Here is an 18,183-nt window from a genome sequence, read left to right as displayed (position 1 = left end):
GCCTTCACTCACTCCTGCAGCCAGCGCAGCAGCCCGCTGGCGCGCTGCGTGGGGCTGCCAACGGCCGAGGCCAGCAGGCCCGGCACCTCGGAGAACAGCGAGAAGGCCTGGCGGGCGCGCGTGATGCCGGTGTAGACCAGCTCGCGCCCCAGCACGCTGCCGCCGCGCGAGGGCAGCACCAGGGCGGTGTGCTCGAACTCCGAGCCCTGGCTTTTGTGCACCGTCATGGCGAAGGCGGTCTCCACATGGGCCATGCGGCTGACGCCGACCGAGCGCAATTCGTCGCCCTGCAGGAAGTAGACGCGCAGCAGTTGCCCTGGCTGCCCCTGGTGCGCTCCCGGCAGCGCAATGCCGATGTCGCCGTTGAACACGCCCAGCTGCGCGTCGTTGCGCGTGACCATGACGGGACGGCCCGCATACCATTCGCCGCCCCGGCGGATCACGCCCTGCGCATCCAGGGCCTGCTCCACCGCGCGGTTGAGGCCGGACACGCCCCAGTCCCCCTCGCGCACGGCGCACAGCAACCGGAAGCGCTCGAAGGCCTGCAGCACAGCGACCACCCAGGCGCGGTGCGCTGCCTCGTCGGCGCCGGCCGCATCCGGCCGGCCCTGCAGCGCCTGGGCATAGAGGTCATAGCTGGCAAGACCGCCGCGCCCGTGCACGGCCAGTTCGGTCACGGCGTGCACGCCGCCGCCATGGCGTTCCCACAGCTCGGAACCGGCGCCGGCTTGCGTGCCGGCATCGAGCAGGGCCTGGGCCTTCACCGCCTCACCGGCATTCACGGCGTGTGCCAGCTGGCCGATGGGGCCGCCGAAGCGCCGGCTCTCGCGCAGCATGACGGTGTGCTGCGCCAGCGCTGGCGCACGATCGCCGTCGGGCGCCGCGAACTGCGGCGGCAGCCGCTGGCCCGCCACGCGCAGTGCGTAGTCCAGCGTGTCGGGCAGGTAGCGCCCGGCCTGGGCATCGCGGCACAGGTCGCCCAGCACGGCGCCCGCCTCCACCGAAGCCAGTTGGTCCTTGTCGCCCAGCAGCACCAGGCGGGCGCCGGCCGGCAGTGCCTCCAGCAGCGCCGCCATCATCTCCAGGTGGACCATGGAGGCCTCATCGACGATGAGCACGTCAACGTCCAGCTGCCGCCCTGCATGGAATCCCCAGTGCCGCGTATCGGGCCGCGCGCCCAGCATGGAGTGCAGGGTGCGCGCCGCACCCATGCGCTGCACCAGGCCCGCCAGGTCGATCTCGCCGCCCATGCTGCCCTGCAATTGCAGCAAGGCCCCGTCGATCGATTGCTTCAGCCGCGCAGCCGCCTTGCCCGTGGGGGCGGCCAGGGCCACGCGCAACTGGCCGGCATCGGGCGCCGTGGCAAACAGCAGGGCCAGCAGCCGTGCGGCGGTATAGGTCTTGCCGGTGCCGGGGCCGCCCGTGATCACCGACAGCCGGCCGCGCAGCGCCAGCGCGCAGGCCAGCTTCTGCCAGTCCACGGCGCCACCGTCCGCCGCAGGCGGGAACAGGCGGTCCAGCCAGTGGCGGGCCAGGGCTTCGTCCAGCGGCTGGCCGGCCACGGCCTGCGCCGCCGTGCGCTGGATGACGTGGGCGGCCACGGCGCGTTCGTAGTCCCAGTAGCGGCGCAGGTACAGCAGCGGCGCGGGGCCGTCTGCGCCGGCCAGCACCAGGGGCTGGCCGAGGTCCTCGCTGCCATCCTGTCCATCTACCTGCTCCCCGTGCACCACGCGCACCACGGGGCTGGCGCTCAGCGCCGCAACCCAGCCGGACAGGCGCGCAGGCAGCATCTGCCACAGGGCCTGCTGCGCGGGCAGCGCCTCGGCGGGCCAGGCAAGCACGTCGTTGGGGTTGCCGGCCAGCGGCGCCAGGGGCAGGCAGCTGTGGCCGCGCCCCTCCATCTGCGCCAGCAGTGCGGCGGCCACCAGCAAGGCGGGCCCAGCCTGCGCATCCTGCCCGGCGACGAAGGAGGCCAGCGCCGCATCCAGCCGGCGCAGCAGGCCCGCGTCGGCCCAGCGGCGCAGCAGGGCCAGCACTTCATTGGTGCCTGGCGGCACGGCGCCCGGCGGTTTGCCGCCCAGCGGTTTGCCGCCCAGCGATGCGTCGCCCGGCGAGTCGTCGCCCGGCGGTTCATCGAACAGGTCCAGCGTGGCCGTATCGACGGTGCGCGAACGGGGGCGCGGGCTCATGGCAGTTCCTCCGCGTTGGCGCGGCCGGGACCGAGCAGTTCATCGAGCGCATCGAGCAAGGGCAGCTCGGGCGCCATGGCATGCATGCCACCGGCCGGGCCATCGATGCCGCGCAGAAAGTAGTACAGCGCGCCGCCCAGCTGGCGCTGCGGCTCGTAGGCCGTGCCCAGCCGGCTGCGCAGCAGCCGGTGCAGGGCCAGCAGGTAGAGGGCGGCCTGCACGTCGTAGCGGTGGTGGAGCATGGCGCGCGCCAGGGCCTCCTGGCCGTAGGCGGCGCCGTCCGGGCCCAGGTGGTTGCTCTTGTAGTCGAGCACCCAGTAGCGGCCCTCGTGGCAGAACACCAGGTCGGCAAAGCCCATGAGCATGCCGTGCAGCGAGCGCTGGGGCAGCGCGGGCCGCTCCTGCCCCGGCAGGATGAAGCGCCGGCACAGCTGGTCGATGCGCTCGGCCGGCAGCTGGCGCGCGGGCAGCCAGAACTCCATCTCCGACAGTTGCGGGCCCAGCGTGGCCAGCGTGACATCCAGCGGCGCCAGCGGCTGGTGGACCACGGCCGTGAGCCAGGCCAGCAGGTCGCGCGCCTGCTCGCCCCGGCCCGCGCGCTCGCAGCGGCGCACCAGGCAATCAGCGAGCGCACCCTGGCCGTCCACGGGCAGGGCAAAGTCTTCGCCGCCCAGCCATTCAAGCTGGTCGTGCACGAAGTTGCCGACCACGGGGCCGCGCAGAAAGCGGTGCCAGACCGCAGGCCCGCCGGCCGGTCCATCCTGCAGGGGCTGCAGGCCCGCCAGGCCGGCGATGTCCGCCAGTTCCGGCGATGGCGGAGGCTCCAGCGCCTGCTCATCCTCGGCCGGGCGTTGCACGGCCACGGGCAGCACGGGCAGGCTGGGCGCGGCCATGGCACGCACCAGGGCAGAGAAGCTGCCGATGCCCCAGCGCGTGTCGAAGCGTGCGTCGTAGGGCCGGGCATCGTGCAGCGGCGTGGCAGCGTCCGGCGGCTGCCAGCGCGTGCGCTGCAGCGGCTCGGCGTCCAGATCGCGCCAGGCCATGTGCGGGTCTTCTCCGCACAGCTGTCGCAGGCCGTCAAGCCAGCCCTGGGCCGAGCGCGGCTCGGTACCGCCCAGCAGGTAGCCGGCGGCGCCCTGCTCGTTCACGCAGGCCTTGCCGTTGCCGCGCCTGAGCGGGGCCAGGCCCAGCCACAGCGCATGGCGCGGGCGGGTGAGCGCCACATAGAACAGGCGCAGGTCCTCGCGCAGCCGCTCGCGGTCGGCCAGGGCCAGATCCTCGTCGCTGAAGTCCAGCAGCAGCCTGCGGGCCGGGGCGGCATCGTCTTCCACCCCCTCCTGCGCGGACAGGGTCAGGAACGGCGTCCTGGCCCGCTCCATGGGGCGGAAGCTGCCCGCGAACGGCAGGCAGACCAGCGGGTACTCCAGGCCCTTGCTCTTGTGCACGGTGACGATCTTGACCAGGTCGGCATCGCTTTCCAGGCGCACCACCTGCTCTTCGCTGCCGCTGCCCGGCGCCTCGATCTGGGTGGCCAGCCAGCGGATCAGGGCCTGCTCGCCCTCCAGCTGGGCGCTGGCGGTCTGCAGCAGCTCGGCCAGGTGCAGGTAGTTGGTCAGGCGCCGCTCGCCACCCAGGGCCGGGTCCTGCAGCCAGCGCGCGGGCAGGTCCAGGCGGTACAGGGTCTGGCGGAGCATGGCCAGCACGCCCAGGCGCAGCCAGATGCTGTGCAGTTCGCGCAGCTGCTCGCTGCGCGCGTCAAAGGCTTCCTCGTCGGCGGCCAGCCAGGCCAGCTCGTCCAGCGACAGGCCGATGAGCCGCGTGGCCAGGCCCGCGCGCACGGCCTGGGCGTCCAGCGGCGCGGCAACGGCGCGCAGCCAGTACAGCAGGTCATGGGCCTCGTCGCTGGCAAACACCGAATCCTGGTCCGACAGGTAGACCGAGGCCACGGCGCGCGCCTGCAGTTCGCGGCGCACGGTGGCCGCCTCTCGGCCCGTGCGCACCAGCACGGCGATGTCGGCGGGCCGCAGGCGCACAAGGCGGCCATCGGGCTGCACAAAGCCGGCCTGCGGGTCGGCCAGCCACTGCACGATCTGCTCGGCGCAATGGGCCGCAAAGCGCCGCCGTACCTCGTCGGCCGACAAAGGCAGGGGGATGCCGGTGTCCTCGTCACGGCCCGCGCTCCAGGCCACGGTGAGGGCGGGCATGGCGCCGTCGCGCGTGTGCAGTTGCTCGCTGCGCCCCTGGGCGGCCACGGGCTCGAACGGCAGCGGGTTGTGGCTGCCGCGCCGGAACATGAAGGCGCCCTCGCCCGGGCGCTGCTCGGCCTGCGCGAACCAATGGTTGACGGCGCCCACCAGCGCCTGGGTGGAGCGGTAGTTGGTGCCCAGCACGTAGTGGCGCCCCTCGGTGGCGCGGCGCGCCTGCAGGTAGCTGTGGATGTCGGCGCCGCGAAAGCCGTAGATGGACTGCTTGGGGTCGCCGATAAGCAGCAGGGCGCTGTGCGGGTCGTTGGCCGCGGTGCGGTAGATCTGGTCGAACAGGCGGTACTGCAGCGGCGAGGTGTCCTGGAATTCATCGATCAGCGCCACCGGGTACTGGGCCAGGATGCGCTCACGCAGCACGGCACCGTTGTCGCCGGCCAGGGCCGTGTCCAGGCGCTGCAGCATGTCGGCAAAGCCGAAGCTGCCGGCCTGGCGCTTGAGGTGAGCCAGCCGCTGCGCCACGCGCGCGGCCGCATGCAGGCGCACGGCCACGCTGACGGGCGGCAATTGCTCCAGCTGCACCAGCAGCGCCTGCAGCTCGGCCAGCTCCAGCGGCATGAGCACATCGCCGGCCGCCCCCTTGAAGGCCTCGGCCAGGCCTTCGGGGCTGAGGCGGTGGCGCGCGGCCTCGGTCAGCGCCAGCGGACCGTCCAGCGGGGCGCGCGACCAGTCGGCCAGCGCGGCCAGCCAGCCGGTGTAGCGCGCGGGCTGCAGCTTGCGCTTGTCCCACAGTGCGCCATGGCCGTCGAGCTGTCCATCCAGCCACAGCTGCAGGCGCTGGGCCTTGTCGTCCCAGCCGGCCGCCAGGGCCAGCAGGCGGCTGCGGCGCTGTTCCATGGCGCGCTGCAGGCAGTCGGCCAGGCTGCCCTCGCCCGCACCGGGCACGGGGGGCTCGCGCAGCAGGGCACGCATGTCTTCGACCAGGGCATCGACGTGGGGCCAGATCTTCAGGGCCTCGTCCAGCAGTTCGTCGGACAGCGGGTAGCACTGCTGGCGCCAGTAGTCCTGCGCGGCCTCGGTCTGTCGCTGGCTTTCGTCAGGCTCCAGCGTTTCGTCGAAGAGGTTGCCGCTGTCGAAGGCATGCTCGCGCAGCATGCGCTGGCACCAGGCGTCGATGGTGTGGATGGCCGCGTCGTCCATGCATTCGGCCGCCATGGCCAGGCGCCAGGCCGCGCGCTCGCGGGCCGCGCCTTCAGGGTAGGCCTCGCGCAGCGCGTGCAGGAAGCCGTCGTGGGGCGCAGGTTCGGCCTCGCCGCGAAAGCACTGCACGGCCTCGATCAGGCGCTTGCGTATGCGGTCGGACAGCTCGCGCGTGGCCGCGCGCGTGAAGGTCATGACGAGGATGTCGGGCGGCATCAGCGGCCGCTCGAAGGCCGTACTGCTGATGCCGTCCAGGCTGCCCTCGCCATGCCCCAGCACCAGGCGCAGGTAGAGCGCAGCGATGGTCCAGGTCTTGCCGGTGCCGGCGCTGGCCTCGATCAGGCGGCTGCCCCACAGCGGAAAACGCTGTGCGTCGAGCACATGGCTGGTCACGCCGCCGGTCACTTCGCTGGTGCTCATGGTGCATCCGCCTGGTAGGGCTGGACCTGCACCTGCGCGGCCACCCAGTCGAGCAGCGGCGCGTGGACGGCATGGGCCAGGGCCTCGAAGCGCCCATCGGCGACCAAGGCCTCGAAATCGGGATAGCAGCGTGCCCAGGACGGGTCCTCGCCTTCGCCGCTGACCAGATGGCCGCCCTCATAGGCCTGCTGTGCCGCAGCGGGAAAGCCTTCGGCCATGGCCAGGCCGCTGCGCAGCGGCAAAGGCAGCGGGCCGTTCTGGCCTTCGCGCCACAGGGCCATCAATGCACGCAGCCGTGCCAGCGCGTCGGAGGGGTCCATGGGCAGGACCTGCACCAGGCCGTCGCGCGCCACCACGCGCAACTCGGCCTGCGAGCCGCTGGCGGCCAGCGCCAGGCTGCGCAGGTAGACCGGCATGAGCTTGTCGGCATGGGGCCGGCCCTTGGCATTGAGCAGGTTGCGCGGGTCCAGCAGCAGCCAGCACTGTGCGTCGTCCGCATCGGGGGACTCTTCGGTTTCGCAGGACTGGCGCAGCCCGTCGATCCAGTCGTCGAACACCAGGCCATCGTCCTCGATCAGCAGCCGCCTGCGCGGCGCGGGATGGGCATACCGATCCAGTTGCTGGCGCCAGGCCCGCAGCGAAGGCGTGACCGAGGACTGCAGCGCCCGCGCGCCGCGCGCGCCCAGCCCCGCCAGAGGCAGCCGCCCCGAGCGCGTGAGGCGCGCGACGGCGGCGCGCACGCTGTCTTCCATGGCCTGGGGCGCCTGCCCGGGCTCGTCCAGGCCGGCCGCCACCTGCTGCTGCAACTGCTGCACCAGCAAGTATTCGGTCAGGCCGTCGAGCTGGAACAGCTCCTCGTCCACCACGGGGTTGTCCTCCTGCTCGAAGCGCACCTGCAGGCGCTGGCGCAGGTAGGCGCGCGCCGGGTGGCGCAGGAAATCGGTGAGCCGGGCCAGCGTCAGCGGCGCCGAGGCGTCGGGGACAAAGGGCGGGCGCGACTGCGCGGGCAGCGCAGGCAACGCGTCCGCGCCGTCAGACTGCGCATGCGCGGCCCGCCATTCGCGCGCATACGTGGTCCAGGGCGAACCTTCTTCGAAATAGCGGCGGCTGAAGGGCTGCAGCGGGTGCTGCTGCGTGCGCTGCGCCAGCAGCGGCTGGCCGCCTTCGCCGCGCCAGCCGGCCTCCAGGTAGTCGCGCAGCTGGGAGACCAGGACCGAGGGCGGCTGCTCGCTGTTGTCGCGCACATGGTGGCCAGTCCAGCTGATGTAGAGCGCGCGGCGCGCGGACAGCAGGGCTTCGAGCATGAGCTGGCGGTCATCGTCGCGGCGCGCGCGGTCGCCGGGGCGCTGCTGGCCGGGCAGCGCCATCAGGTCGAAGTCGCTGCGCGTGGCGCGGCGCGGATAGTCGCCATCGTTCATGCCCAGCAGGCAGACCACCTCGAAGGGAATGGCCCGCATGGGCATCAGCGTGCAAAAGGTCACGCCACCGGCCCGAAAGCGCTGCGACAGCGAGGGCTGCTCCAGCGCCTGCATCCAGGCCTCCTGGGCCACGCCCAGTTCCACGGCCTGCGCATAGCCGGCCTGCTCGCAGGCGCGCTGCCAGTCCGTGAGGGCGGCGTCCAGTGCGGCCAGCATGGCCTCGTCCTCATCGTCCTGCGCCTTGAAGAAGTCCTGCAGCAGCGCGCGAAAGCGCTGCGCCCAGGCCTCAGGCATGGCGGGCTGCTCGGCCTCGCGCCACCACGCCAGCATGCGCTCCAGCAGCGCGGCCAGCACGCCGGCCAGCTCGGCCGACAGGCCGCCCACCTCGTCATAGGGCTCGATGCCGCCGAAGGCCTGGCCGTCCTGCGCCACGCCGCTGGCATAGCCCAGCAGCATGCGCTGCAGGCCGAACCAGGCGCTGTTGTGCTCGCCGCAGGCCTGCAGGCCCAGGGCGCCGCGCTGCGGCGCATTGAGTCCCCAGCGGATGCCGGCCCCGGCCATCCAGCGCGTGAGCTGGGGCAGGTCGTCGGCCGCCAGACCCATACGCGCGGCAATCGCTGGGACGTCCAGCAGGTCGCACAGCTCGCTGAGCCGGCAGCGCTGCTGCGGCAGGCGCAGCAGCCATTGCAGGGCAACGGCCAGCGGGCTGCTGGCGCGTGCGCCCAGGTCGGCAATGTCAAAGGGAATGTGGCGCGGATCATGCCTGCCGTACTGGCCGAACACGGCGCGTATCGAGGGCGCGGCGGTCTCTATGGACGGCAGCATGACTACGACGTCACGCGGTGCCAGCGGTGCCTGCCCCGGCTGCCCGGGATCCGGTGGCCGGGCCAGCATCTGCAGCAGCTGATCGTGCAGCACCTCCAGTTCGCGCACCACGCTGTGCGCGCTGTGGAACACGATGGAGCGGTCGGCCCGCGCCACCTCCAGCGGCGGGTGCTCGGCCAGCGGCACCAGGTCGCGGATGCGCTGCTGCACCTGGGCCAGCAGCGGCGCGGTGCGCAGGTCCTCGGCATCGGTTTCGTCGAACAAGTCCACGCGCGGCATCTGCAGCTGGGCTGCGGCACCCGTGGTGTCGAAGGCGTCGAGCTGGCGCACATAGTCGCGGCTTTGCCGGCCCCAGGCGGCCAGCAGCGGATGGGCGTGGGCATGCATGGCCTCCAGCGGCAACTGCGCCAGGTCGCGGCCGCCGCGCAGCGGCTGGCGGCGCCGCGCCATGCGCAGCAGCTCGCGCCCGTCGATGGCGTCGGCCCAATGGAAACGGCAGGGATTGGGCACGGCCAGCAGCACCTGGCTGTGGCGGGCAATGGCGGCCAGGAACTCCAGCAGGCTCAGCGGCAGCTGGCTGATGCCGAACACCACCACGCGGCGAGCCAGCGGCGCGGCCGGCGGCTCGCCGGACTGCAGCGCGGCCAGCACCCGGCCCTGCAGGCGCGCGCGCGTGGCGCCGCGCTGGTCCTCGTCCAGCTCGGCCAGCACGGCGCGCCACAGGCGCGGCTGCCACAGCTGGCCTTCGGGCACCGAGGCGTCCGCCACACCAGGGCGCAAGGGCATGGGCAGCACGTCATGCCCGGCCTCCCAGGCGTCCAGCCAGTCGGCGCGGTAGATCTGGTATTGGTCGAAAAGGTCGGCCAGGCGCTGGGCCAGCTGCAGCAGCCGCTCGGGCTCGCCGGGGCGCAGAAAGCCTGCAATGGGGGCGAAGGCCGGGTGATGCAGGCACTGCGGCAGCAGGCGCATGAGCCGCCAGGTCATGGGTGTCTTGTCCAGCGGCGATTCGCGCGGCACGGCCTGGCGGCCCAGCACCTGGCGGTAGCTGCGCCAGACAAAGCGCGCGGGCAGTTCCACGCGCGCGGCGGCGCACACGCCCAGCTGCTCGGCCATGCGCATCTTGAACCACTCGGCCATGCCGTTGCTCTGCACCAGCACCACCTCCGGCTCCAGCACGTCCAGCGGGTGCGCAGCCAGCCATGCCAGCACCGTATCGGCCAGCACCTCCGTCTGATTACCGTGCAGGGCGATCAAGCCCGGCTGCCAATGCGATGCCACCTCTGCGCTCCCGTGCTCCAAGCCATGCGAGCAGCGAGCTTAACGCGGTTGACACGGGCCGGGACCGCGCGGGTCCATTACCAATGCAGGTAGAACATGGCCTTGGCCAGCAGCACGATAGCCAGCATGTGGCAGAACACGCTCAGGTGCAGGCGGTGCGAGCGGCGCCCGCCCAGCACACCGCGCCGGCGCCACCACATGGCTGCCAGGAAATGTCCGAACACGCTGAGCGCCAGCCCGATCTTGAGCCCCAGCAGCAGGCCGAAGCTGCTGGCCAGCGGAGCGGCAAAGGCTGCAGCCAGTGCCGCGCGATGCTGCCAGCCCAGACCCAGCCCCGCGCCGTACAGCACCAGCAGCACCCAGGGCATGACGGCCACCGCTCGGTCGCCCAGCGCCTGCTCGGTGGCGCGCGCCACGATGGCGGGCAGGTGGCGGCGCGCCCCGGCCAGCAGCACCACTTCAAAGAACACCGTACCCGCGAAGGCGATGGCAGCCAGCAGGTGCAGGGTCAGCAGCAGGCCGTAGCTCATGCGCGCCTCCTGTGCGGCAGGGGCAGCGGCAGGGATGCGGGAGCCGGCAGCAGATCGGCCAGCGTGAAGCCGTCCAGATGGGCCAGGAAGCTGTCCAGCGCCCCGCCCAGCACGCCGGCCAGCCGGCAGTCCTGCGCAAGCGTGCAGGCAGGTGGGCTGGTGCCCGTGAAGCATTCGACGATGGCAAGGTCCGGCTCCATGCCGCGCACCACGTCGCCCAGGCCGATGTCGGCCGGCGCATGGGCTAGGCGCATGCCGCCGCCCTTGCCGCGCACGGTCACGATCCAGCCGCGCAGCGCCAGCTGGTGCGTGACCTTCATGAGATGGGCTTCGGAGATGGCATGGGCCTGGGCGATCTCGGCAATCGTGCACAGCCGCCCGGGGTGGCGCGCCACATGCATGAGCAGGCGCAGCGCGTAGTCGGTCATCAGAGTCAGGCGCATGGCAGGCCTGCGATCATGCCTGCCGGTCGGCACGCGGGCGCACCAGCAGCGGGGCGAAACGCCACAGGTACAGCGCAAAGGCCAATACCCAGGCAGCGGCCGAGGCATGCAGCGCCGCCAGCGACAGCGCCGTGGGCAGCAGGGCCGCCAGGCGCAGCACGGCAGCGGCAATGACCAGGGCATAGGCGGCGACCATGCTGCGGTCGGTGCGCAGCGGCAGGCCCAGGTGGCCCATCGACGTCCGTGTGCACATGCCGATGATGAGCAGGGCAAAGCCGCCCGCACCGATCACATGCACGGGCCAGGCGGGGCGCAGCACCCATCCCGCCGCATGCGCGCCGGCCACCAGCAGGCCCGCACCCAGCGCCGCGTGGCCCAGGTAGAGAATCCACAGCAGCGGCACGCGGCGCACGGCCTGGGGCTTCCAGGCCAGCACCTGCCACAGGGCGATCAGGCCCGCCACGGCCAGGCCGGCGGCCAGGCCCGGCCACCAGCCCGCCAGCAGGCAGGCGATGGCCACCACGCCCGCACCCAGTTGCCACTGGCCGCTGGCCGTGTGCATGGGGATCTGCAGGCCGGACACGGCGCGCATGGTGAAGAAGGGGATCACGCGCCGCGCGATCAGCAGCGCAATCACGGCCATGCACAGCAGGCCTGCGTTGAAGCGCTGCATGAGCGCGCCGTAGTCGCCTTGCCAGATGGACCACAGGTACAGCGCATCGGCCACGCCCAGGCCCGCCAGCAACAGGGGCAGCCCGTAGTTGCGCCGGCTGCGCGCGGCATGGATGGCGCGGCCCAGCGCCAGCGCGGCCCAGGCGAAGAAGGCGGTCTCGCACAGCGCGGCTACCGCAAAGGCCTGCGGCCCCGGCAGCAAGAAGCCTGCGCGGGCCACCAGCCATAGCAGGCACAGCGCGCCCAATGCCCGGCCCTGCAGGGGATTGCGCCCTGTCCAGTTGTTGCCTGCCGTGAACAGAAAGCCCACGGCGATGGTGGCCACGAAGGCCCACAGCATCTCGTGCGCGTGCCAGAACACGCCGGGCATGCGCCCCGCGATCCACTGCGGAGCATGGACCCACAGCGCCACCGACAGCGCGGCCCAGAGGCAGCCAAGCAGGTACAGCGGCCGAAATCCCAATTCGAGGAATGCCGTCCATTGCGGCGCCGGCTCCCGGGTTCTCAGGGGTTCCTCCAGCTCCATCCATTGCGCCATGATGTGCACTCCTTCCGGCCCGCTGCGCCTGCATAAGATGCATCCAGCGTACATCTTCAAGTGCACCGGCGAGGCGGCGGCGCAACCACCTTCTGACCCATATCAAGCAGGAGCCAAGCATGGCACTCGAACACGCAAAGCCACTGGAGGTCATCGCCCTGCACGCCCGCGACGGCATGCCCATCAGCACCAGCCTGATCCGAACGCCGAAGCTGCAGCTGCTGCGCCTGGTGCTGCCGCCCGGCCATGCCCTGCCCAGCCATCAGGTCCCCGGCGAGGCCACCATCCACTGCCTGGCGGGCGAGGCCGGCATTGCCACGCGCCTGGCCAGCCTGCGGCTGGTGGCCGGCTCGGTGGTGCTGGTGCCTGCCGGCGAGCTGCACGATGTGCACGCGCGCGGCGACCAGGGCTGCGTGCTGCTGGTGACGATTGCGGGCGCGAACGACTGAACGCGGCCGCAGCACAGGCAGGATCACGCATTGCCTGAGGCACAAAGAAAAACGGACTGCTTCTTGCGAAGCAGTCCGTAATCTTTTTCACTGTATCTGGTGGCCTGGGACGGAATCGAACCGCCGACACAAGGATTTTCAATCCTCTGCTCTACCGACTGAGCTACCGGGCCGAGAACTAGATTATATGCAGGATTTTTTGACCCAAAAACGAAAAAGCCAAAATTCCTTCAAAAAGTCTATCCGCGCTTGTTGCGGCCCAGGTCCACGCCCAGCTGGCGCAGCTTGCGGTACAGGTGGGTGCGCTCCAGGCCGGTCTTCTCGGCCACGCGGGTCATGGAGCCGCCTTCGCGCGCCAGGTGGAACTCGAAGTAGGCCTTCTCGAAACCGTCGCGCGCCTCGCGCAGGGGGCGGTCCAGATCGAAACCCTGGTGTGCATGCGGCACGTTGTTGTCCACCGGCACACGGCTGGCCGCAGGCGTGACGACGGCTGCGATGTCGGCGGGCTCGGCCACTGCGGCAGGCGCTGCAGCCGGCGCCTGGCTGGCGGCATTGCGCGCCAGGCCCTGCTCCACCGCCTTGAGCAGCTTCTGCATGGTGATGGGCTTTTCCAGGAAGGACAGCGCACCGATGCGCGTGGCCTCCACCGCCGTCTCGATGGTGGCGTGGCCGCTCATCATGATGACCGGCATGGTCAGCTGGCCCGCCGAGGCCCATTCCTTGAGCAGCGATACGCCATCGGTGTCGGGCATCCAGATGTCGAGCAGCACGAGGTCGTAGGTGTTGGAGGCGCGCGCCGTGCGCGCCTGGCCGGCGTTCTCGGCCACGTCCACACTATGACCTTCGTCGTTGAGGATTTCCGACAACAAATCCCGGATCCCCAGTTCGTCGTCGACCACCAGTATGTTTGCCATGTGTCTTAAGCCTATGTGCTGAGGCGCGGGGGGGCGTCAGGCCTATCCTGTACGCTCAGGCGCAAATGATAGCGACACTTGCGCACCTTGAATCACCCCGCCGTCGTCCCTGTTGCCCAGGTCGATGCGGGCGCCATGCTCGTCTGCGATTTTCTTGACCACGGCCAGGCCCAGTCCGGTGCCCCGCGCCTTGGTCGTGACATAGGGCTCGAAGGCCCGTTGAAGGATGTTGGCCGCGAAGCCCGTGCCGCTGTCGCTGATGCTCAGGCGCACGCGGCGCGTGGACTCATTCCAGCGCGTCTCTATGGTCACGGGGCCGGGGGGCTGGCCGCTTTCCTGCGCACGCTGGGCCGTGGCGTCCTGGGCATTCTGCAAAAGATTGTGAATGACCTGGCGCAGCTGCTGGCCATCGCCGGAAATCGGCGGGCATTGCGGGTCCAGCACACACTCCACGCGCACTTCGGCGTTCTCTTCACCGTACAGCTGCAGCACGTCGGTCACCAGCGCGTTGAGGTCCAGCGACTGCAGATTGGCGGCAGGCAGGCGCGCGTAGTCGCGGAATTCATCGACCAGGCGCTTCATGGCGCCGACCTGATCGACGATGGTCTTGACGGACTTGGCCAGCAGCGCCTGGTCAGCCGGCTGCAGCTTGTCGGTCAGCCGCATGGCCATGCGCTCGGCCGACAGCTGGATGGGCGTGAGCGGGTTCTTGATCTCATGGGCCACGCGGCGCGCGACCTCGCCCCAGGCCTGGGCGCGCTGGGCCGAGACGATCTCGGAGATGTCGTCGAAGACCAGCAGCCGCTGCGCATCGGGCAGTTCCGCACCGCGCATGACCAGGGTGGTGGTGTGCTGGATGACGCCGCCATCGGTGGAGGCATGCAGCTCATGCACCAGTTGCCAGCGATCGCGCCCCTGCTCGCCCAGGAAGAGCGCGAACTGCTCCTGCACGACTTCGCCGAACTGCTCCAGCCCCGGCACCTGGGACAGCGCCCGTCCTTCATGGACGGCCATGGGCGCGCGCAGTATGCGCGTGGCCCCGGGATTGCTCAGGACGATGGCGCCCCGCGCGTCCAGCACGATGACGCCCGATGTGAGGTTGTCGAGGATGGTCTGCAGGTTGCCGCGTGCGGCATCGAGCTGGCCCATGCTGCGGTTGGCCTCGGCGCGCGCGTCGGCCAGTTGCTGGGTCATGAGCGCGAAGGAGCGCGTGAGCCCGCCGATCTCGTCGCGCGTCTGCAGCGCCGGCTTGGGCCGCAGGTCGCCGCGCGCCACGTCGCGCATGCCCTGGGCCAGCAGCAGCAGCGGCCTGGCCAGCTGGTTGCCCAGCACGATGGCCAGCACCACGGCGCCGAAGACCGCCAGGAACAGGCTGAGCGTGAGCGTGCCTATGTACATGCGCTGCAGGCCGCCGCGTGCCAGCGCGCGTTCCTGGTATTCGCGGTTGGCGGCCTGCACGGCAAGGGCGTTGGTCACCAGCGCCTGCGGCAGTGCAATGGTGGCCTGCAAATAACGCGGCTCGGTCAGCAGTCCCACGCTGGGGTTGGGAACCACGGCCAGCGTGCGGACCTGGGCATTCGGCGCTGTGGCACCCGGCTGGGCCGTGCCGTCGTCGTCCAGTCCTTCGATGCTGGCCACGGCGCGCTGCTCGCGCAGCGAGCGCAGCATTTGCGCGCTGGGGCGTTCGGGCTGCAGGTTGAAGCGCGACTGGCCTGCGCTGGCGATGGCGCGCAGGCCCGGGAAGTCGCCGCTGCGCGTGGTCTGCGAGGGCCCCATGACGGCAAGCTCCGACGCACTCCAGAGCACGACATCGGTGGCACCCAGCTGGTCGCGCACGCGCTCCAGGATCAGCGCGGCGCCCGCATCGGAGACCTGGGACAGCTGGGCGCCTGCGGTGCGCGTGTTGTTGGCCATGTCGTTGGCCACGGTCTCCAGCGTGGAGCTGGCCAGGCTCACGCCTGCCGACAGCGCACCCTCGACCTGCACGTCGAACCAGCTCTCGATGGAGCGCGAGACGAACTGGTAGGAAACGATGTAGATCAGCAGGCCCGGCACCAGTCCCACCAGCGTGAAGATGCCGGCCAGCTTGAGCAGCAGGCGGCTGCCGAAGCGCCCCCGCTGCAGGCGTATGGCCAGGCGGATGCCGCCCCAGACCAGGATGGCCAGCAGCAGACCGGCCACGACCACGTTGGCGGCGAACAGCCAGTTGTAGTTGCGCTCGTAGTCCAGCCGGTTGTTGGTGGCCAGGGTCAGCAGGAACAGCAGCAGCACGCCGACCAGCCCCATGAGACCGGCGCCCACGCCCACGGCCCAGCGCGTGCCGCGCGACAGGCCGGCCGAGGCCGGCAGGGCCATGCGTTCGTCGGCGTCGGTGTCCCGGTTCATGGCGCGTCTTCCAGCATCTGGGCGCGCGACAGCTGCAGGTTCCAGCCCGAGCGGCCCAGCGCACCGATCTGCAACGGCCTTGGCAGCTGGGACAGGTCGATGCGAAAGCGCAGCTGCACCGAGACACCCGACTGCGTGGGTGCCGTGTCCATGATTTTCCAGCGCGAGATGCGCCGCATGGAGGACAGCGCATCTTCCAGGGTCTCGAAGGTCTGGCCCAGGGCCAGCCCCAGCCCGGCGCTGGAGAAGGGGGTATTGGAGATGTGCAGGCGCCAGCGGCGTGTCAGCGGCTGGTGGCTGAGGCGGTAGTGGCGGCTGGCGGTGGCCAGTTGCTGATCGGACCAGTACCAGCGCTCACGCTGGACCTGAGCCTCGGCCACGAAGTACATGGGAATGCCCTGACGCAGCGCGTCGTCGATCTGGTAGGGCAACTCGAACTGGAGATTGGCGGACAGCAGCAGACCATCGTCGGAGCGCTCGAGCTGCATGGATCCGATCTCGGCGGTCAGCGCATCGGCCCTGGCCTGCAGGCCCAGGCCGGCCAGCACGGCGGCCAGCACAAGTGCCCCGGCCAGCCGCGCCAGCAGGCGCAGCCAGGCTGGCGACCTGGTCCGGGGACGGGGGTCAGCGCGTCTTTTGCAGCAAGGCGTAGAAGAAGCCGTCGTGGTCACCCAAAGCATTGTCAGCCAGCATGCCGGCTTTGTAGTCCTTGCCCGGGATTAAATGCCCCGGCGCCGGCAGTGTTCGCGCCTCACTGTTGCGTGCAACAAACGCTTGAACCTGTGCCTCGCCCTCTTGCCTGAAGACCGAGCAGGTGCAGTACAGCAGGCGCCCGCCAGGCTGCAGCAGGGGCCACAGGGTGTCGAGCAGCCGGGACTGGATCTGGGCCAGCTGGTGCACATCGCTTTCGCGGCGCAGCCAGCGCACGTCGGGCTGGCGCCGCACGATGCCCGAGGCCGTGCAGGGCGCGTCCAGCAAGATGGCGTCGAACAGCTGGCCACCGCATTGCGCCTCGAACCACTGCGCAGGCTGGGACGCATCGGCCACGACCACTTGCGCCTGCAACTGCAGCCTTCCCAGCGTGTCCTCGATGCGCGCGGCGCGCTCGGCGTCTATCTCCAGCGCCGTGACCTGCAAGGTCTGCGGCGCTGCGTATTCCAGCAGGTGGGCCGTCTTGCCACCGGGGGCGGCGCAGGCATCAAGTACCCGCAACGCTCGGCCGGCGGGCTGCTCCAGCCCTTGCAGCAGCAGCGGTGCGGCCAGTTGCGCCGCCGCATCCTGCACGGAGGCCAGGCCCTGATCGAAGCCCGGCAGGGATTGCACGGGCAAGGCCTGCTGCAGTTGCAGGCCGCTGTCGGCCACGGCAAGCGATGGCACGTCCATGGCCTGCAGCGCCGCCTGGTACTGCGCGCGGTCTGCCCTTTGGCGATTGACGCGCAGCGTCATCGGAGGCTGCTCGTTGTTGGCCTGCAGGATGGCCTGCCAGTGATCGGGATGGTCCTTGCGCAGGCGGGCAATCCACCAGGCGGGATGGTTCCAGACCGCCTGCGGCTGGGCTTCGGTGGCGGCGACCAGGGCATCGCGCTCGCGCAGAAAGCGGCGCAGGCAGGCGTTGACAAAGCCGGACTGCGCGCGGGTCGGCCCCTGCTTGGCCGCTTCCACGGCCTGGTTGACCAGGGTGAACGGCGGGTATGGCGCGCGAGATTCATCCCAAGCCAGGGCCAGGGCGGTGTTCAGCAATGCGCTGACGCGCGGCGGCGGGTTGCGCGAGGCCAACTGCTTTTGCAGCGCCTGGGCACGGCCCAGTTGGCGCAGCACCTGGAACAGCAGGGCCTGCACGCCGGGACGCAGCGGCTGCGGCACACGCGCCAGCACGCTGCGGCTGGACTGGCCTTCGAGCACGGCCTGCAGGCATTGGGCGACGGCGTCGAGCTGCTGCCAAAGAGGAGGTGCGGCCGGTGCGGCATGCGCCTGCGAGGGCGCCGCAGCGCGGCGCGGGGAAGAATGCGTGCGTTGGTTCATGTTCCACTTTCCTGCACCTTGCTGGGCGCAGGTTCGACCAGCAGGCTGCGCACCGGGCGAAAGCCCAGCAGCCAGGCCAGCAGCCTGGCCGGATATTGCGCGATGGCGGCGTTGTAGCGCTCGGCCGCGGCGTTGAATTGCTGCAGTCCCAGGCGGTTGCGCACCTGGTGCTCGGTCCAGCGCTGCTGCCAGGGCTGCAGCGGATCGGGGTCCGGCGACGGGGCATCTGATGGCGCAGTGCCAGTGCCAGCGGCGCCGGCGCCGGTGTCAACGGCGACCTTGGTCATGGCCTGCCAGGCCACCTCCAGCGCCGTGCAGGCATGCTCCAGCGAGGCCAGCGCGCTCTCGCGCAGCGGCCGGCCACGGGCATCGACCAGCGCCGCCTGCAACTGCGCGGCGGTCTGGTGCAGCGCGGCCTGGGCATGCACAAGGGCGGGGCTTTGGCCTTCGCCCTTGGGCTGTGCCTCGAAGGCCTGCAGCATGGCATGCCACTGGCCCAGGTATGCATCGAGCGTACCGAACTGCTGCACGCAGCCGCTGCGCAGCCGGGCCAGCCGGTTGTATGCGCCGACGGCCCAGAACACCAGCAGTGCCAGCAGCATCCATTCAAGAGACAAGGACCACATCGTCTGCAATGGCCCGGCCGGAAGCTGGTCCGGCCGAACTCTGGTTATTCCCAAAGAAAAACGCTCCCGCCTG

General features: G+C 70.8%; 12 protein-coding genes and 1 tRNA gene. 1 reads left to right on the top strand and 12 read right to left on the bottom strand.

The features are described from left to right. Positions 1–8: 8 nt before the first annotated feature. The 6 genes from recD to ACF8NF_RS21980 all read right to left on the bottom strand — a co-directional run bounded on the left by recD (position 9) and on the right by ACF8NF_RS21980 (position 11,714). Positions 9–2,189, bottom strand: a complete 2,181-nt coding sequence (gene recD / locus ACF8NF_RS22005) for an exodeoxyribonuclease V subunit alpha (RefSeq protein ID WP_017406615.1) — start codon at positions 2,187–2,189, stop codon at positions 9–11. Continuing rightward, positions 2,186–6,010: an exodeoxyribonuclease V subunit beta gene (gene recB / locus ACF8NF_RS22000; protein WP_392451279.1), complete on the bottom strand. Its 3,825-nt coding sequence runs from the start codon at positions 6,008–6,010 to the stop codon at positions 2,186–2,188. The genes recD and recB overlap by 4 nt, the downstream gene beginning before the upstream one ends. Then, positions 6,007–9,531, bottom strand: coding sequence for an exodeoxyribonuclease V subunit gamma (gene recC / locus ACF8NF_RS21995; protein ID WP_392451278.1), 3,525 nt, complete (start codon positions 9,529–9,531; stop codon positions 6,007–6,009). The genes recB and recC overlap by 4 nt, the downstream gene beginning before the upstream one ends. A 77-nt stretch (positions 9,532–9,608) precedes the next feature. Beyond that, positions 9,609–10,061, bottom strand: a complete 453-nt coding sequence (locus ACF8NF_RS21990; RefSeq protein ID WP_392451277.1) for a hypothetical protein — start codon at positions 10,059–10,061, stop codon at positions 9,609–9,611. Continuing rightward, positions 10,058–10,504 carry an Rrf2 family transcriptional regulator gene (locus ACF8NF_RS21985; protein WP_046242191.1) on the bottom strand — a complete coding sequence of 149 codons (447 nt, stop codon included), beginning with the start codon at positions 10,502–10,504 and terminating at the stop codon, positions 10,058–10,060. Before ACF8NF_RS21985 ends, ACF8NF_RS21990 begins: the two co-directional genes overlap by 4 nt. 13 nt (positions 10,505–10,517) lie before the next feature. After that, positions 10,518–11,714 (bottom strand): NnrS family protein, encoded by a 1,197-nt coding sequence (locus ACF8NF_RS21980; protein WP_392451276.1) that lies wholly within the window; start codon positions 11,712–11,714, stop codon positions 10,518–10,520. Positions 11,715–11,833: 119 nt separating this feature from the next. Between ACF8NF_RS21980 and ACF8NF_RS21975 the strand changes: the two genes are divergently transcribed. After that, positions 11,834–12,163: a cupin domain-containing protein gene (locus ACF8NF_RS21975; RefSeq protein WP_012202449.1), complete on the top strand. Its 330-nt coding sequence runs from the start codon at positions 11,834–11,836 to the stop codon at positions 12,161–12,163. A gap of 97 nt (positions 12,164–12,260) precedes the next feature. Here ACF8NF_RS21975 and ACF8NF_RS21970 read toward each other — a convergent pair. The 6 genes from ACF8NF_RS21970 to ACF8NF_RS21945 form a co-directional block, all read right to left on the bottom strand. After that, a tRNA-Phe gene (locus tag ACF8NF_RS21970) sits at positions 12,261–12,336 on the bottom strand. 66 nt (positions 12,337–12,402) lie between these two features. Further along, the gene (locus ACF8NF_RS21965; protein WP_016450397.1) at positions 12,403–13,077 is read right to left on the bottom strand and encodes a response regulator; all 675 of its coding nucleotides are present in this window, start codon (positions 13,075–13,077) and stop codon (positions 12,403–12,405) included. A 42-nt stretch (positions 13,078–13,119) separates the two neighbouring features. After that, positions 13,120–15,462 carry an ATP-binding protein gene (locus ACF8NF_RS21960; RefSeq protein WP_126313041.1) on the bottom strand — a complete coding sequence of 781 codons (2,343 nt, stop codon included), beginning with the start codon at positions 15,460–15,462 and terminating at the stop codon, positions 13,120–13,122. Beyond that, the gene (locus ACF8NF_RS21955; protein WP_016450395.1) at positions 15,459–16,142 is read right to left on the bottom strand and encodes a DUF4390 domain-containing protein; all 684 of its coding nucleotides are present in this window, start codon (positions 16,140–16,142) and stop codon (positions 15,459–15,461) included. Before ACF8NF_RS21955 ends, ACF8NF_RS21960 begins: the two co-directional genes overlap by 4 nt. Continuing rightward, positions 16,087–17,484 carry a 16S rRNA (cytosine(967)-C(5))-methyltransferase RsmB gene (rsmB, locus tag ACF8NF_RS21950; protein ID WP_047219498.1) on the bottom strand — a complete coding sequence of 466 codons (1,398 nt, stop codon included), beginning with the start codon at positions 17,482–17,484 and terminating at the stop codon, positions 16,087–16,089. The genes ACF8NF_RS21955 and rsmB overlap by 56 nt, the downstream gene beginning before the upstream one ends. Then, positions 17,481–18,110 carry a LemA protein gene (locus ACF8NF_RS21945; protein ID WP_392451275.1) on the bottom strand — a complete coding sequence of 210 codons (630 nt, stop codon included), beginning with the start codon at positions 18,108–18,110 and terminating at the stop codon, positions 17,481–17,483. The genes rsmB and ACF8NF_RS21945 overlap by 4 nt, the downstream gene beginning before the upstream one ends. Positions 18,111–18,183 lie beyond the last annotated feature (73 nt).

The organism is Delftia sp. WSY_22 (assembly GCF_043104185.1).
In the GTDB taxonomy this organism is placed as follows: domain Bacteria; phylum Pseudomonadota; class Gammaproteobacteria; order Burkholderiales; family Burkholderiaceae_C; genus Comamonas; species Comamonas tsuruhatensis.
The sequence above is the reverse complement of the archived record's forward strand: the minus strand, read 5'-3'. Positions and strand labels throughout refer to the sequence as shown.